Annotated in this window: 15 protein-coding genes; 3 read left to right on the top strand and 12 right to left on the bottom strand. The window is 68.7% G+C overall.

Annotated features, from left to right (window positions below):
• Positions 1-223 precede the first annotated feature (223 nt).
• From H7F38_RS24520 to H7F38_RS24485, 8 genes are all read right to left on the bottom strand, one after another.
• Complete coding sequence (locus H7F38_RS24520) at positions 224-2,266, bottom strand: glycosyltransferase family 39 protein (RefSeq protein ID WP_187092180.1); 2,043 nt, start codon at positions 2,264-2,266, stop codon at positions 224-226.
• 78 nt (positions 2,267-2,344) lie between these two features.
• A complete protein-coding gene (locus H7F38_RS24515) occupies positions 2,345-3,115 on the bottom strand; it encodes a response regulator transcription factor (RefSeq protein WP_187092179.1) in 771 nt (256 codons plus the stop codon).
• An 83-nt stretch (positions 3,116-3,198) separates the two neighbouring features.
• Positions 3,199-3,540: a cupin domain-containing protein gene (locus H7F38_RS24510; RefSeq protein ID WP_187092178.1), complete on the bottom strand. Its 342-nt coding sequence runs from the start codon at positions 3,538-3,540 to the stop codon at positions 3,199-3,201.
• A 96-nt stretch (positions 3,541-3,636) separates the two neighbouring features.
• Positions 3,637-5,817: a glycosyltransferase family 39 protein gene (locus H7F38_RS24505; RefSeq protein ID WP_187092177.1), complete on the bottom strand. Its 2,181-nt coding sequence runs from the start codon at positions 5,815-5,817 to the stop codon at positions 3,637-3,639.
• A gap of 37 nt (positions 5,818-5,854) precedes the next feature.
• The gene (locus H7F38_RS24500; protein WP_187092176.1) at positions 5,855-7,180 is read right to left on the bottom strand and encodes a bifunctional glycosyltransferase family 2/GtrA family protein; all 1,326 of its coding nucleotides are present in this window, start codon (positions 7,178-7,180) and stop codon (positions 5,855-5,857) included.
• Positions 7,181-7,303: 123 nt separating this feature from the next.
• Positions 7,304-8,914 (bottom strand): cell wall metabolism sensor histidine kinase WalK, encoded by a 1,611-nt coding sequence (locus H7F38_RS24495; RefSeq protein WP_255498169.1) that lies wholly within the window; start codon positions 8,912-8,914, stop codon positions 7,304-7,306.
• A 5-nt stretch (positions 8,915-8,919) separates the two neighbouring features.
• A complete protein-coding gene (locus H7F38_RS24490) occupies positions 8,920-9,681 on the bottom strand; it encodes a response regulator transcription factor (RefSeq protein ID WP_305080150.1) in 762 nt (253 codons plus the stop codon).
• A gap of 119 nt (positions 9,682-9,800) precedes the next feature.
• Complete coding sequence (locus tag H7F38_RS24485; protein WP_187092175.1) at positions 9,801-10,061, bottom strand: Rieske (2Fe-2S) protein; 261 nt, start codon at positions 10,059-10,061, stop codon at positions 9,801-9,803.
• Here H7F38_RS24485 and H7F38_RS24480 point away from each other — a divergent pair.
• On the top strand, positions 10,051-10,380 hold the full coding sequence (locus H7F38_RS24480; RefSeq protein WP_187092174.1) for a hypothetical protein: 330 nt from the start codon (positions 10,051-10,053) through the stop codon (positions 10,378-10,380). The genes H7F38_RS24485 and H7F38_RS24480 overlap by 11 nt on opposite strands.
• Positions 10,381-10,399: 19 nt before the next feature.
• Here H7F38_RS24480 and H7F38_RS24475 read toward each other — a convergent pair whose 3' ends face one another.
• Positions 10,400-11,281, bottom strand: a complete 882-nt coding sequence (locus H7F38_RS24475) for an oxidoreductase (protein ID WP_187092173.1) — start codon at positions 11,279-11,281, stop codon at positions 10,400-10,402.
• A 107-nt stretch (positions 11,282-11,388) separates the two neighbouring features.
• Positions 11,389-12,405 (bottom strand): NADP-dependent oxidoreductase, encoded by a 1,017-nt coding sequence (locus H7F38_RS24470; protein WP_187092172.1) that lies wholly within the window; start codon positions 12,403-12,405, stop codon positions 11,389-11,391.
• A gap of 222 nt (positions 12,406-12,627) precedes the next feature.
• Here H7F38_RS24470 and H7F38_RS24465 point away from each other — a divergent pair, with 222 nt between their 5' ends.
• Positions 12,628-14,355, top strand: a complete 1,728-nt coding sequence (locus H7F38_RS24465; protein ID WP_187092171.1) for an aldehyde dehydrogenase family protein — start codon at positions 12,628-12,630, stop codon at positions 14,353-14,355.
• Between the two features lie 7 nt (positions 14,356-14,362).
• On the opposite strand, the gene H7F38_RS24460 is transcribed toward H7F38_RS24465, so the two are convergent.
• Together H7F38_RS24460 and H7F38_RS24455 are read right to left on the bottom strand one after the other, a co-directional pair.
• Complete coding sequence (locus H7F38_RS24460; RefSeq protein WP_255498168.1) at positions 14,363-15,268, bottom strand: cyclase family protein; 906 nt, start codon at positions 15,266-15,268, stop codon at positions 14,363-14,365.
• A gap of 102 nt (positions 15,269-15,370) precedes the next feature.
• On the bottom strand, positions 15,371-15,838 hold the full coding sequence (locus H7F38_RS24455) for an SRPBCC domain-containing protein (protein WP_222618307.1): 468 nt from the start codon (positions 15,836-15,838) through the stop codon (positions 15,371-15,373).
• A gap of 91 nt (positions 15,839-15,929) precedes the next feature.
• On the opposite strand from H7F38_RS24455, the gene H7F38_RS24450 reads away from it, so the two are divergent.
• A complete protein-coding gene (locus tag H7F38_RS24450; RefSeq protein WP_187092169.1) occupies positions 15,930-16,346 on the top strand; it encodes a VOC family protein in 417 nt (138 codons plus the stop codon).
• The last annotated feature ends 77 nt before the right edge of the window (positions 16,347-16,423 follow it).

The raw sequence follows: 16,423 nt of genomic DNA, 5'->3' as shown, positions 1-16,423 counted from the left end.
TGAGAGCCGGTAGCGTGGTGGAGCCGATGGCGAGATCGACGGAAACCTCTGGGACGTCCTGGCTTTCGGTGGTCATGGGACCAACTCTCGCCGATCCCGCTGTGTCCCCCCGTTGCCCTTGCTCTGGACTTCCTGTGCTGCGCTTGCCCCATCGAGCGGATACTTATCGTCGCTTCACGGGCGATTTGCCCGCTATAAGTATCCGCTCGACGGTCAGGTCAGGTCAGGTCAGGTCGTAGAGGGTGACAGATCCGACGGTGGTCGCGGTGTAGTTCGCCGCCACCCAGGAATTGATCAGGTCGGCGTCCTGCGAACCGGAGGTGGAACTCGAGCCGCCCCTGCCGGCGCTGATGGTGCCGCCGATGAAGTAGTGGATCTTGCCGGCCCTGGCGAGCGCCTGGAACTGAGCCAGTGTCGGGGCGGGGTCGGTTCCGTTGAATCCGCCCACGGCCATCACCGGAAGTCCGGTGCCGAGCTGGTAGCCCGCGGCGTTGTTGGACCCGACAACTGCTGCGGCCCATGTGTAGTGCGATGCGTTGACGCTCAATGTGGTGACCAGTTCAGCGGACGGGGTGGGTGCCCCGAGCAGGCCTCCGCCTCCGCCGAAACCGCCTCCGCCACCGAACGTCCGGGTGGTCCCGGCGGCCGGGTTCTGGCCCCCGGGGGAGGCGCCCCCGGGGAACGTCCCCCCGGGGAAGGTGCCACCACCGAAGTTTCCGCGTCCGCGTAGGCCACCGCCACCGCCGAAGCCCCCGCCGGACGCGGTCGGGCCGGCCGAGGGCAGTGCCCCGGTGTGACCGGTGGAGGTGGTGTCGACGGTGTAGGCGGTGGGACCGGCGAGCAGGACGGCCGCCGTCAGGACGGCGGCGATCGGGGTGACGATCCTGGCCCGGTGGACGGGCAGCAGCGCGGCGGCGATGACGGCCGCCGCGGTCAGGACGCTTCCGATCAGGACGGTCGGACCGAGCCAGGGTAGGAAGTCGGATGTGCGCGCCAGCAACACTTTTGCCCAGATCCCGGTCAGCACGATGGATCCGGCCAGGGTGCCGAGAGCGGCCGGCGACCTCCGGCACTTCCAGAGCTGATGGGCCCCGATGCCGACCAACGCGCCGATCGCAGGCGCCAACGCCACCGTGTAGTACGGATGGATGATGCCCTGCATGGCCGAGAAGGTGACCCCGGTGATGACGAGCCAGCCGCCCCCGACGATCAACGAGGCACGCACCGGATCGGTCCGGCCGCGGCGGGCGGTGATCATCAGCCCGGCCACCAGCGCGATCAGGGCCGCGGGCAGCAGCCAGGCGATCTGGCCGCCCATCTCCGAGTTCACCAGCTTGGTCGCCGAGCTCTGGTCGCTCCAGCCGACGCTGCCGACCTCGTTGCCGGTGAGCCGGCCGAAACCGTTGTAGCCGAACAGGAGGTCCAGCACCGAGTTGGTCTGCGAACCGCCGATGAACGGACGGTCGGCGGCCGGCCACAGCAGGACGACGACCACCCACCAGCCGCCGGCCGCGATCATCGAGCCGAGGGCGGCCGCCAGTTGCCAGAGCCTCTTGCGCAGCCGCGGGGGGCCGGCGACGAGATAGGCGAGGCCGAAGCCCGGCACGACCAGGAACGCCTGCAGCATCTTCGCGAGGAAGGCGACGCCGATGAAGGCGCCGCACCACAGCAGCCACCTGGTCTTGCCATCGGCGATGGCGCGGGTGATCGCCCAGGCACCGGCGACCAGGCCCAGCACCATCAGCGCATCCGGGTTGTTGAACCGGAACATCAGGGCGGCAACGGGTGTGACGGCCAGGACGAGACCGCTCAGCACGCCGGCCGCGGGGCTGGCCACCCGCTTCACCGTGGCGTACAGGAGCCCGACGGACGCCACTCCCATCAGCGCTTCGGGGAGCAGGATCGCGAACGAGTTGACCCCGAAGATGCGGGCCGACAGGGACATGAACCACAGGGCTCCGGGTGTCTTGTCGACGGTGATCGAGTTCGCGGCGTCGGAGGAGCCGAAGAAGAAGGCCTTCCAGGACACCGATCCGGCCTGCGCGGCCGCTGAGTAGAAGGCGTTCGCCCAGCCGGAGGACGTCAGGTTGATCAGGTACAGCGCAGCGGTGACCGCGAGCAGTCCGAACAGGGCCGGCCTGGCCCATCGCGGGTCGTCCTCGGCGCCCCGCCAGATCCGGACGATCCACCGTCGTCTCGGTGTCGCGGAGACAGCGCTGTCGGGCGAATCCTCGGACGGAGTGGACGTCTGCAGGGTGACGGTCATCGGAACCTCACGGCTGATCTGGCCCTGGACGGACCGGGCGCGACGGCATGGACAGTTCTACGGCCGAAGGGCATCTGCTCAGACCGGGGGAGCGGGCTTGATCACGTAGCCGAACCCGCGAACCGTATGGATCATCGGGTCGCGGCCGGCATCGATCTTCTTGCGCAGGTAGGAGATGTACAACTCGACGATGTTGGCCTGGCCGCCGAAATCGTAGTTCCACACCCGGTCCAGGATCTGGGCCTTGCTCAGCACCCTTCTGGCGTTCCGCATCAGGAACCGGAGCAGCTCGAACTCGGTGGCCGTCAGCGTGATGGCGGCGCCGCCACGGAATACCTCCCTGGTCTCCTCGTCCAGTGTGAGGTCGCCGACCGACAGGGTGGGGGAGTTGGTGCTGACGCTCAGCTTCGACCGCATCAGCAGGGCACGCAGCCGCAACACCAGCTCCTCGATGGAGAACGGTTTGGTGACGTAGTCGTCGCCGCCCGCCGTCAGGCCTGCGATCCGGTCCTCCACGGCATCGCGCGCGGTCAGGAAGAGCACCGGTACGTGGTCGATCTCGGCGCGGATACGGCGCAGCACCTCCATCCCGTCCATGTCGGGCAGCATGACGTCCAGGATCACCAGGTCGGGCCGGAACTCCCGGGCCGCCGTGACGGCGGACTGGCCGTCGCCGGCGATCCGGATGTCCCAGCCCTCGAAGCGCAGGGCCAGCCCGACGAGTTCTGACAGCGTCTGCTCGTCGTCCACGACGAGGGCCTTGATGGCCCGGTTCCCCGGTCCCCGCAGGGATTCCCGGGAAGCATCGGTGGTGGGGACGAACCCGGCGAACGGGGCGGTGATGGTCATGGCTCCAGTGTGAGCTTACTGTTCATGCCCACGCTGAGCGCCGGCTATGCCTTTGCTGTGCGCCTTGCGGGGGACCGTGGGGATCAGAGCGCTGAGCTGCCCGGTGTCGCGGAGAGCAGCACGGTGGCGTCCTCGATGGCCAGCAGGGAATGCCGGGCCGACGGTACGAGCAGCAGGTCACCCTGGCGCGCCTCCCAGTCGACCGTGCCGGAGGTCAACCTGACCCGCCCGGAGAGCACCAGAATGGTGGCGTCGCCGGGATTCTCGTGTTCGGACAATGACTGGCCGGCGGTCAGCGCGATGACCGTCTGCCGCATCACGTGTTCGTGACCGCCGTAGACGGTCCGGGCGCTGCGGCCACTGGTGGCGGTGGCGGCCAGCGACAGCTGTTCCCTGGCCAGGGCCTGCAGCGAGAGCTTGTGCATAGCCCAGTGTGCGTCCGACGCCGGGTTCTGCGCCTGTTGAAACGTCAGATCCGTCGCCGGAAGCACCTGCGGGTCGTGGTCGGGCCGACCCCCTGCTCAGGACCCGGTGATCGGTGCGCGGAGGTCGTACACGGTGGTGCTGCCGACCGTCTTGGCCGTGAAGTGCTGCTCGACCCAGGTGCTGATGCCCGACGAACCACCGCCGCGGCCGCCGAAACCTCCGCGTCCACCGGAGATGAAGTAGGAGATCTGCCCGCTGCTGACGTACTGCTGGAACTGCGCCAGCGTCGGGGAGGGATCGCTTCCGGTGAATCCGCCGATGGCCATCACGGCTTTGTCGCTCGCCAGGATGTACGGCGAGGCCGCGGTGGCGCTGGTCGTGGCGGCGGCCCAGCGGGTGGTGGTGGCGTTCAGCATCGACACCAGCTGGGCGTCGACCGAAGCCGCGCCGCCGGGGCCGCCGGCACCAGCGCCACCGAAGCCACCGCCGGTGAAACCACCGGTCCCGCCGGGGGTCTGACCGGTACCCGCCCCGCCGGCGCCCGTCGGCAACTGGAATCCTTCCGGCAGCTGGGCGCCGGACGGCAGCTGGGCGCCGGACGGCAGCTGGGCGCCGGACGGCAGCTGGGCGCCGGAGGGTAGCTGGAAGCCGCCGCCACCGGTTCTGACCCGGCCGCCGAAGCCGCCGAGTCCTCCGCCGGTCCCCGGTCCGGCTGTCGGGGTCGAACCGGTGTGGGCGGTGCTGACGGTCTGCACCGCGTATCCGGTCATCCCGCCCAGCGCGGTGACCGAGCCGACCACCAGCCCGACCGCGGCGAGTTTCTGCAGCTTCGCCGCCGAGACAGCCAGCAGGACGGCTCCGACCGGTCCGCCGATCAGGACGACGTAGCGCAGCCACGGGTTCCAGTGAGGCGCATCGGTTCTCATCAGCTGGAACGACCAGAGGGCGGTGACCGCGATCATCGCGGCCAGTACCGCCCGCACCACCGCATTGGCGCGGCCACGCCACAGCTCGCGGCCACCGATGGCCACCAGGGCGGCGATCGCCGGCGCCAGCGCGACGGAGTAGTAGGGGTGGATGGTGCCCTGCATGTAGGAGAACACCAGCCCGGTGACCACGAGCCAGCCACCCCAGAGCAGCAGGGCGGCACGGGATCGGTCGGTCCGTGCAGCGCGGGCCGAGAACACCAGGCCGCCGACCAGTGCGATCAGGGCGGCCGGGATCAACCAGGAGATCTGCGAGCCGAACGAGCTTCCGAACATCCGGGTGATTCCGGTGCTACCACCGAACTGACCCCCGCCGAAGCCACCGGCGGGGGCGCCGCCGCCGCCGTTCCGGTCGCCGCCGAAGATCCGCCCGAGGCCGTTGTAGCCGATGGCCAGTTCCCACAGCGAGTTGTCAGTGGAGCCGCCGATGTACGGCCGGGAAGAGGCCGGCCACACCGCGACCAGTACGACGAACCAGCCGGCCGAGACGATGACGGCACCGAGGGCGGCCAGCAGATGCCAGATCCTGGTCCAGAGTTTCGGCGGAGCCGCCCACAGGTAGGCCAGGGCGAAGCCCGGAAGGACCATCAGTCCCTGCAGCATCTTGGTGAGGAACGCGAAGCCGATGGCGGTGCCGGCCAACAGCAACCACCTCAGCGCACGTGATCTGACCCCTTCGGCCGGCGGCTCGAGGGCACGGATCACGCAGTAGCCGGCGGCCGTCATCAGCAGCACCAGGAAGGCGTCCGGATTGTTGAACCTGAACATCAGCGCCGCCACCGGGGTGAACGTCACCAGCGCACCGGCGATGAGGCCGGCCGCAGGCCCGAACCAGCGCTTGACGCTCGCGTACACGAGCGCGACGGTGGCCACGCCCATCAGCGCTTCCGGGACCAGCATCGAGGCCGAGGAGAACCCGAAGATCCGGCCGGACAGGCCCATGATCCACATCGCACCCGGCGGCTTGTCCACGGTGATCGCGTTGCCCGAATCCAGGGAGGCGAACAGCCAGGCCTTCCAGCTCTCGGTACCGGACTTGACGGCTGCGGCGTAGAAGTCGTTCGCATAGCCGGAACTGGAGAGGTCGACCAGGTAGAGGACGCCGGTTCCGACCAGTAGGAGCCACAGCAGCGGTCTGGCCCACGGCGGGCTGTGCGGCGGACCCAGGAAGACCCGGCCGGGGCCGGTCCGCGTACGGACCGGCCCGGTCGGGTGGGATCCGGGCTGCGTCGCCGGGACGGATCCTTCCGGATCCAGCTGGCCCGCTGTGGTTTGTTGCGTCGAAGTCATCGTTGCCCTGTCCGTTGTCGAGATTCCGAAGGAGAGGTCACTGACCGGTGACCGGGGTGGAGACCGATGGCGTTGCCGAACGCGACTTGCGGAAGACCCAGCCCCGCAACAGCAGGAACCGGACCACGGTCGCCAGCAGGTTCGCTCCCACCAGCACGCCGAGCTCGAGCGTCCGCCCCGCGTTCGGGGCGGAGCTGTGCAGGATCGCCAGCGATCCACTGGTGATGGCCAGGCCGAGCAGGAAGATCCCGAAGCCCTGCAACTGATGTCGACCGGCTCCGGCCCGCTCGCGCACGCCGAAGGTGAACCGGCGATTGGCCGAGGTATTGGCCACGGCGGTGATCGCGAGCGCCAGGAAGTTGGCGGCCTGCGCCCCCATGAAGGGGTGGAACACGACGAACAGCACGAGATAGGCCAAGGTGGAGACGACCCCGATGGCAGCAAATCTGACGACCTGTTTCGTCATACCCGTTGGTACTCCCGGTGTTGTCGGTTCGATCGAGCCGCGACCCAACTGCGCCCTGACCTGTGCGAGCGGAAGGGACCCGGTGGCCAGCGCGCGCCCGACCCGCCAGACGCCCTTGAGATCGGTGATCGCGGTGGCGAGGAGGTCGACGCTGGAGTTCGGATCGTCCACCCAGTCGACGGGGACCTCGTGGATGCGCAGGCCGGTTCGTTCGGCCAGGACCAGCATCTCGGTGTCGAAGAACCAGCCGTCGTCCTGCACGAGCGGCAGCAGCTGCCTGGCCACCTCCGACCTGATCGCCTTGAAACCACACTGGGCGTCGGAGAAATGGGCTGACAGGGTTCGCCGCAGGATCTGGTTGTAGCTGCGGGAGATGAACTCCCGCTTGGTGCCGCGGACCACCCGGGACCCACGGGCCAGCCGACTGCCGATGGCCAGGTCCGAGTGGCCGGTCAGCAGGGGGGCGATCAGGGGGAGCAGTGCCGCCAGATCGGTCGAGAGGTCGACGTCCATGTACGCGAGCACCTTGGCGTCCGACTGGGTCCAGGCCGCCTTGAGAGCCCGGCCACGGCCCTTCAGGCCCAGATGCAGGACGGTGACCTCCGCATAGTGCTCGGCGAGTTCTTCGGCGATCGCCGCAGTGCCGTCGGTCGACGCGTTGTCGGCGATGGTGATGCGGAAGCTGTACGGCAGCGACGTGGAGAGGTAGGTATGCAGGCGACGGACCGCTTGGCCCAGGTCCCCCTGCTCGTTGTGCACGGGGATGACGACGTCCAGCGAGGTGGTGACGACGGCGTGACCGGGAGCGGTCTCGCTGCCGGCCCTCACGAGGCGCTCATCGGTCGTTCCCGCCTGAGGGGAGCCGGTGAGATCGGTGGCGCACGTTTCGGTGGTCATGGGATCTACTCTCGGCCGCCGCGCTGTGGGTACTCCCGGGTCGGGCTGTGGCATTTCTGTGAGCGATTTTCCTGGCATTTCGGTGCGACGCGGCACGAATTTCTCTGCGCTGGGCAAGGTCCTTCAGGCTTTGGACAGGGTCGGGTAGCCGGAGGAGGCCGGGAGGGGATCGACTGTCGCAACTGCGGATTCGACGTGATCTGGCAGCCAGACCCGCGCGCAGGTGCGGCCCGGCCGGCTCTCGACGGTGACGGTGCCGCCGTGGGCGGCGATGACTGCGGCAACGATGGCCAGGCCGAGCCCGGTCGAGCCGGCCGCGCGGGAACGAGAGGAATCACCGCGGACGAAACGGCCGAAGATCTCGGACTGCAATTCCTCCGGAATGCCCGGCCCGTCGTCGGTCACAGTCATCACCACGCCGCCGGTCTCCCGGCGTACACCCGTCACGACGACCGTGCCGGGTGGCGTGTGGTTGCGGGCGTTGGCCAGCAGGTTGGCCAGGACCTGGTGGAGGCGTGCACCGTCGCCGGTCACCGTCACCGGTTCGTCGGGCAGGTCGAGCTGCCACTTGTGATCGGTTCCGGCCACCCTGGCGTCGGAGACCCGATCGACCACGAGCATGGTCAGATCGACCTCCTCGGTGGCCAGGGGCCTGCCGGAATCAAGGCGCGCCAACAACAACAGGTCGTCGACCAGGGTGGTCATCCGGGCGGACTCGGACTCCACCCGTCGGAGCGCATGCGCCACCGCACCGGGTTCGTGCTCCCCGCGGCGGGCAAGTTCCGCATACCCGCGGATCGCGGCCAGCGGCGTCCGCAGCTCGTGGGAGGCGTCGGCGACGAACTGCCGTACCCGGGTTTCCGACGCGTGCCGGGCGGTCAGCGCGCCGGACACGTGACCGAGCATCTGGTTGATCGCCGCACCGACGGAACCGATCTCGGTGCGGGCGTCGGTGTCCTTGATCGGCACCCGGATGGCCAGGTCGACCTCGCCCTTGTCCAGCGGGAGGGTGGCCACCTTGCGGGCCGTGGCCGCCACCCGTTCCAGCGGCCGGACCGAGCGCCGCACGATGACGAACACGGTCAGCCCGCCCAGGATGATCGCGCCCCCGGCGACCAGCGCCATCACCTCGGCCAGTCGCTTCTGCGTGTCGGTCACCTCGCCGAGTGACAAGCCACTGATGTAAGTGATGGTCTGACCAGTTGCCGACGTTCCTGGCGGTATCCGTAGAACAAGCCGATAACTCCCGAGTCCTGGGATGAATACTGTGGACGCGGCATTACCGAGGTGAGCTGACTGAACCGCATTCAGCTGGGCCGCACTGAGGCTGGAGGATGTGAAATTCGACCACACCACGGCTCGGGTGACGGTTGATCCGGTGATGCAGATCGACAGCCCGTCCTGTTGTCTGAATCCGCCGGCATTGGACAGACATGACGGCGCGCGCTGATCCGGCGGAACGCCTGCGATCCCCGACGGTCTGAGCGATTCGCCATTGGATTGTCCCGCGGCCGCAACTATGTCCGGCGCATGCTCCTGGAAGGTGCCAAGCCGATTGTCCAGCTGCTGCACCAGGTACTTGCTCAGGAACAGTTCGGTCGTCACACCGATCACCGCGCTGAGCACGATGATCAGCCCGACGATGCTGGCGATCAGCTTCGTCCGGAGCGTCACGGCCCGCTTGGCGCGGGCCGGCAGTGGGAGGACCGCAGAAGGTGTTGCAGGAGAGGACAACTCGTTCAGCCGACCGGCTTGAGGACGTAGCCGAAGCCGCGCATGGTGTGGATCATCGGGTCACGCCCGGAGTCGATCTTCTTGCGGAGGTAGGAGATGTAGAGCTCGACGATGTTGGCCTGACCGCCGAAGTCGTAGTTCCAGACCCGGTCCAGGATCTGCGCCTTGGACAACACCCGCTTGGCGTTGCGCATGAGAAAGCGCAGGAGCTCGAACTCGGTGGCGGTCAGCGCGATCAGCTCGCCGGACCGGTGCACCTCGCGGGAGTCCTCGTCCAGGCTCAGGTCGCCGACGGTCAGCAGCGAGGAATCGGCGGTGATGGCGGTGTGCGACCGACGCAGCAGCGCTCGCAGTCGCAGCACCAGTTCCTCGATCGAGAACGGTTTGGTGACGTAGTCGTCGCCACCGGCCGTCAGACCTGCGATGCGGTCCTCGACGGCATCGCGTGCCGTCAGGAAGAGCACCGGTGTGCGGTCGGAATCGGTCCGGAGCCGGCGGAGCACCTCGAGGCCGTCCATGTCCGGGAGCATGACGTCCAGGACCACCAGGTCAGGGCGCATCTCCCTGGCCGCGACGATGGCGGAGGCGCCGTCACCGGCGGTGCGCACCTCCCACCCCTCGTAGCGCAGCGCCAGCCCCAGCAGTTCGGATAGGGTCTGCTCGTCGTCGACCACCAATACCTTGATCGGACGGCCCTCCGGCCCTCGCAGCGTCTCGCGCCCGTTCTCGGCGCGCGGGGTGAAGGTTGCGAAGGGGGAACTCGTCATGGAGTGATACTCGCCGCTCGCGGTGTGGCTTGCCTAGGTCCTGGCTGTGTCAATGCTGTGTTTTCCCCGGACGCCCGCCGGACGCGCCGCGGCGAACCCGGGAACCGTCCGGCGCCGGATCAGGTCGAGTAGACCTTGCCGCCCGACTCCGTGACCGGGACCGCCGCCAACGGCTGGTTCGCCGGCCCGGCCAGCACCGCCCCGGTCGAAGGGTTGAACTGGGAACCGTGCAGGGGGCAGGTGCCGGTGCCGTCGATGATCGCGCCCTGGTGCGTGCACACGGCGGAATGGGCGACCACCTTGCCGTTGGCCTTGGCCAGGATCACCTGTCCACCGGGCGCCTTGACGACGAGTCCGGAGTTGGCGGGGATGTCGCTCACCGACGCGATGGCCGTTCGGCCTCCGGAGGAACCGGCGGCCGCCGGCGGAGGGGAAGAAACCGCTGCAGCACCCGAGCCTGCAGCCGCTGTGCTGCTCGAGCCGCAGGCGGCGCAGGCCAGCAGGGCCGCTCCGGAGCCGGCGATCACCGACCGACGTGGCCAGGTGCGTGTCTGCGACACCGATGTGGGGCTCGGCGCGATCTCGGCGGTGGGCAAGGTGTTGAACGACATGGTGGTCCTCCGGGAGGCTCGGTCGGATGGTCTGCTGCGGCGTTGCACCGCGATGATCGTGTCAAACCAACTGGTGAGGATGATGTGATGCGCAGGCGCAGCCGCTGTCAGCGGGCGAGCCTGTCCAACTCGTCCAGTTGGTCCGGGCTCAAGGAGATCTCGCCGGCGGCGATGTTCTCGCGCAGGTGGGCGACGCTCGACGTCCCGGGAATGCAGAGAATGGCGGGGGACCGCTGCAGCAGCCAGGCCAGAGCGAGTTGCATGGTGGTGGCGCCGATCTCGGTGGCCACGGCGGCGAACCGGTCGGCGGCCAGCGGACTGAAACCGCCGAGCGGGAAGAACGGGACGAACGCGATTCCCTCGGCAGCACACAGATCGACGATTTCCTCGTCGTCCCGCTGCACGAGATTGAACTGGTTCTGCACGCAGGCGATCGGCGCGATGCTCTGTGCCTCGATGATCGCCTCACGTCCGACGTTGCTGACGCCGAGGTGACGGATCAATCCCTGCTGCTGCAGCCAGGCCATCGTCTCGAACGGCTCGGCCAGCGAGTTCTCACGCATCACCCCGCCCCTGGCGTCTGCCATCCGCAGGTTGACCGCATGGATCTGCTCGATGCCAAGGCGTTTCAGGTTGTCGTGGACGGCGTCGGTCAATTCCTGGGCGGAAAGGGCAGCCGGCCAGCCCCCCCGCGCCGTCCGACGGGCGCCGACCTTGGTGACCAGCACCAGATCCTCCGGATACGGGTACAGCGCCTCCTTGATCAGTTCGTTGACGAGGTAGGGCCCGTAGTAGTCGCTGGTGTCGATGTGGTTCACGCCGAGAGCGACGGCCTCGCGCAGCACCGCAATGGCCTCGTCGCGGTCCTTCGGAGGGCCCATGATCCCGGGTCCGGACAGCCTCATCGCCCCGTATCCGAGCCGGTTAACGGTGAGATCCCCTCCGAAGGAGAAGGTCCCGGCGGCAGCGGCGGGGGATGATGCACTCATGGTGACTCCTGCGGTGTTTCGGCATGAACGGTCGGCAACCCTGTCGATTGTGCCCGCGCGCCCCGGTGCACGATGGGGCAAGCTGGTGCAAGCCGCACACCCGCGGCTCAGTCCAGGGCGACGATCATCTTGCCGATGTTGGCCCCGGCCAGCAGGTCGATGAAGGCGGCCGGCGTGTTCTCGACGCCGTGCACGACCGTCTCCTGGTGGACGATGGCCCCCGAGGCCACCCACGGGCCGATCTCGGCGGCTGCGTGAGCGGCGCGGTCGGCGTGGTGGCTGACCAGGAAGCCGGTCAGGCTGACCCCCTTGCCGATGATCAGCGAGAGATTGTGGGGTGCCGACGGCGGTTCCGTGCTGTTGTAGGCCGAGATCGCTCCGCAGATCGCGGCCCGTCCGAAGCGGTTGAACGCGAAGATGGCTGCTTCGAGGTGGTCTCCGCCGACGTTGTCGAAGTAGACGTCGATCCCGTCGGGGGCCGCCTCCCGCAACTGTCGGTTCACCGAGCCGTCGTGGTAGTCGAAGGCGGCGTCGTAGCCGTACTTCGAGGTCAGCAGGTCGACCTTCTCCCTGGTCCCGGCAGACCCGACGACCCTGGCCGCGCCCTTGAGCTTCGCGATCTGGCCGACCATGGATCCGACCGCGCCGGCGGCGCCGGAGACGAAGACGGTCTCGCCGGCCTGCATCTTCGCCACGTCCAGCAGACCGACGTAGGCGGTCAGACCGATCATGCCCAGCACGCCAAGGTGTGCGCTGATCGGCACACCCTCGACGGCCTCCACCTTGCGGAAGTGCGACGCCGGTCCGGTGGCCAGTTCCCTCCACCCGTAGTTGTGCACCACCAGGTCACCCGGCTGCAGCGACTCGGACGCGGATTCGACCACCTCGCCGAGCGCGCCGCCGGTCATCGCCTGGTCGAGTTCGAACGGCTCGACGTAGGAGCGGACGTCGTTCATCCTCCCGCGCATGTAGGGGTCGACCGAGAGAAAGGTATTGCGCACCAGTACTTCTCCGCCGACCGGCGCCGGGACGTCGACCGTCGCGATCCGGAAATCGGCGAGGGTCGGGGTGCCGTGGGGGCGTCGGGTCAGATGCCATTCCCGGCCGGAGGTCTGCGCGCTCATGAGATGCCGTCCTTGTCAGCTCGAAAGAAGTCCGACCGGAACCCTACGCCGCAGGCCCGGACGCGGCGCCCCGCTGCGGCCCCCCGCTGCGCCCGGCCCCGCTGCGCCCGGCCGGGGCCCACCTGCTACCCGGACGGTTCGGGGATCGTCGGGCGAGGTCCGGACTCGTGGCAAGGTGGACGGACCACCAGGAGTACCACCGACGCGCAGAGGCGGACGACGATGACGGCCCAGATCTTCGAGCAGAGCATCGCGCAGGCGGACGCCGCGTTGGCCGAGCTGACCGCCGGCGCGGCGCGGTGGTCGGCCCTGCCGCTCTCCGGCCGCCGGGAGCTGCTGCAGGCGCTGTCCGTCTCGGTCGCGGCCGACGCAGAGCAATGGGTCTCGGTGGCGGCCGCCTACAAGGGCCTGGATGCCACATCTCCGCTGCTGGGCGAGGAGTGGACGTCCGGCCCCTATGCGGTGCTGACCTCGCTCTCGGCCCTGACCGAGAGTCTCCGTGCGTTGGAAGCCGGTGGGAGCCCGGTCGACGGGGTGGAACTGGGTACCGCACCGGGCGGTCGGGTCACCGTCAAGGCGCTGCCATACAACATCTTCGATGTGTTGTTGCTCAACGGATTCTCCGCCGACGTCTGGATGCAGCCGGGGGTGAGCCCCCAGCAGGTCCGTTCCGGTGCCGGTTTGGGTCAGCGTCATCCCACGGTCGGCGGCGGCGTCGGAGTGGTGCTGGGGGCCGGCAACATCACCTCGATCCCGCTGCTCGACGTCGTCTACGAACTCTTCGCCCACAACCGGGTGACGGTGCTGAAGCTCAACCCGGTGACCACCCCGATCCTGCCCGTGTTCGACAAGGCGTTCGCCCCGCTGATCGAGGCCGGTTTTCTGCGCATCGTCACCGGCGCAGCCGATGTCGGCCAATTTCTGGTGAATCACCCGTCGGTCACCCACGTGCACATCACCGGGAGCGCAGCGAGCCACGACGCGATCGTCTTCGGCACCGGTATCGAAGGGGAGGCCCGCCGGGCCGCGGTGCGCGTCGGTGCAGCGGAGCCGTTGTTGCACAAGGAGATCACCAGCGAGCTGGGCGGGGTCTCGCCGACGATCATCGTTCCCGGGAAATGGTCGAAGGCCGACCTCCGTTTCCAGGCGGAACACGTGGCCACCCAACGACTGCACAACGGCGGCTACAACTGCATCGCCGGGCAGGTGGTCATCCTGTCCTCGGACTGGCCGCAGCGGGAGGCCTTCCTGACCCAGTTGCGCTCGGCGCTGTCCCGTGCGCCCCACCGTGCGCCGTACTACCCGGGTAGCGACCAGCGGGTGGCCGCGGCCAAGGCCGGCTACCCGGCGGCAGAAGCACTGGACGGCGGCCGTCTGCTGATCACCGGCGTGCGGTCGGCGGCGGGCGAAAAGGCTTTGAACACGGAGTATTTCGCTCCCGTGCTGGCCGTCACGGAGCTCCCGGGCTCGGGTCTGGCGTTCCTCCGGGCCGCGGTTGCGGTGGCCAACGACGACCTGGTGGGCACCCTCGGGGTCAACGTCATCGCCCATCCCCGCACGCTGCGCGCGGCCGGCGCCGCCTTCGACGAGACCATCGCCGACCTGCGCTACGGGGCCGTCGCCGTCAATGCCTGGACCGGCTTCGGATTCCTGACGGCACGGGCCACCTGGGGGGCCTTTCCCGGGCACATCCTGTCCGACGTGCAGAGCGGGATCGGAATCGTGCACAACGCCTTCCTGCTGGACAGGGCCGAGCGGACCGTCGTGCGGGGACCGTTCCGGCCCTCCCATCGCTCCCTGGGCGCCGGTGAATTCACCCTGTCCCCGAAGCCGCCGTGGTTCGTCACCAATCGGACGCAGGCCACCACCGGACGCCGGTTGACGCAGTTCGCGGCGAACCCGGGATGGGCGAAACTGCCGGGAATCTTCGCGTCCGCCCTGCGCGGCTAGGGCGTCGTCATCGGGCGGTGACCACCGCATAGGCGCGGACCGGGAAGGTGCCGAAGCCGGCGATCTTCGGCGGAGCCGCATGCAACCTGGCCTCCGTCGAGGGCACCTGGGGCAGATGCGTCAAATGCTCCAGTACCGGGATGCCGGCTGCCAGCAGGAGCGAATGCGCCGGCCGTTCGCCACCGGATGCCGTGTCGTCGATGTTGACCGAGTCGATGCCCACCAGTGCCGCACCCTGGTCGACCAGGTACGTGGCCCCCTCCCGCGTCAGGAACGGGGCCGGACCGGCATAGGCCGCGGTGCCGAAATGGCGGTCCCATCCGGTCTGCAGCAGGACGGCCCGGCCACGGACGTCCAGGGCCGCAAGGGCGAGTACGCCGATGCCGCGTTCGTTGCTGTCGTCCAAGCGGCCGACGGTGATCGGTAGATCGGCGAGTCGCTCCAGCGGCAGACCGGCCAGATCGACCCCACCGGCGTACCGGTGGAACGGGCTGTCCAGGTAGGTGCCGGTGTTGCCGAGCATGCTGATCCGGTCGATGGTGAACTCGGTACCCGGCGCGTACACCGACCGGGAGGCCTCCCGCGTGAGGTGCGGGAGGAACTGCGGTCCCGGCAGCCCCGGGTAGGTGACCATGCCCTCCTCGATGACGTGCGACAGGTCGATCAGCTCAGGCGACCGGTCCGGTCCGGGCGCCGACCCACGCGAGCCGAGATGGGCTGCCGCAACGACGGTCACGTTCGAGAGCTCGACCCGTTCCACCATCAGCAGTCCGAGGTGCCTGACCAGCAGGGCGGCCAGGTCCGGTGCGGCGAGGTGCTCGTCCGGGACGTCCAGCCGGAAGCCCTGGGTCTGGAGGCCACCGCCGTTCAGGAAGGTGATGGTGGCATCGAAGTGGGCGCGGTAGTCGGTCACCGGCTCATGATCGGGGTACCGCAGGGACATGTACAGCCGGGACGTTCGGAAGAAGGTGCGCCGGCGACTCCGTCCGTGGCGCCGACCCGCGGTGTGGAACCGTCATGCCCCCGCTGCGGCGGCCAGGTGCTGGACACTGGTCTGCAGATCGGCCGCGCTCACCCGGGGGAAGCTGACTCTGGCCAGTACGGCCGGATCGACGACGTTCGACCAGTCGTAGGAGTGCACGACTCGAGTCTCCTGCGGACCCACGGCCTCCAGGGTCCAGCCCCACTGGACACCGGCCGGCGGTCGACCCTCCCGCGCGGTGGTCCAGACGATCCGCCGATCCGGCTCGAACTCGAGGACGTGGTTCTCGGTGCGGTAGTCGCCCAGCGACGGATACCGCATCGCCATGGTGAAGACCTGCCCGACGCCGCTGATGGGCCGGCTGGTGACGTCGGCCTGGAGCATTCCGGATCCGTCGATCTCCACGTGCCGACGCGGGTCCGTCAGGACGGCGAACAGCGTGGCCGCCGAGGCGCCGACGGTTTCCGTCACGACGATGCCGCTCTCGCTCTGTTCGATCACCACTTCATGATGCCTGCGACCTCGGGTGCGATCGCGGCCGCCTCCAGGGCCGGTGTGGCAGGGCTGCTGCAGGGGCAGGCATCATCGTCCTATGCCGATCTCCACCCGCGCCTTCGCCCACATCCGTCTGACCGTCACCGATATCGACCGGTCCCGGGCCTTCTACGACGACGTCTTCGGACTACCGGTCGCCTTCGCCCTCCCAGCGGATGCGGACGAGGCCACCCGGGAACAGCTGTGGTTCCTGTTCGGCGGTGGGATCTACCAGCTCGGTGATTCGCTCCTGGGTCTGCGCCCGGTCGGTGACGACGAGTTCTTCGAGAACCGCACCGGCCTCGACCACGTCAGCTTCGCGGTCGATTCCCGGTCCGATCTGGACGACGCCGTCGCGGTGCTGGACGCGCGAGGGGTGAGCCACGCGGGCGTCAAGGACATCGGCGCCGGCTACATCCTGGAGTTCCGGGACCCGGACAACATCGCCCTGGAACTGTTCGCGCCCAAGGGCTGAGCCGATTGCACCGCGCAGCCCGGGACGATCGAGCCGATCCGGGGACCCCGTCTTCGACCGGAGTGAAAACCGGTGCG

This window comes from Nakamurella sp. PAMC28650, assembly GCF_014303395.1.
Lineage (GTDB): Bacteria > Actinomycetota > Actinomycetes > Mycobacteriales > Nakamurellaceae > Nakamurella.
The sequence above is the reverse complement of the archived record's forward strand: the minus strand, read 5'-3'. Positions and strand labels throughout refer to the sequence as shown.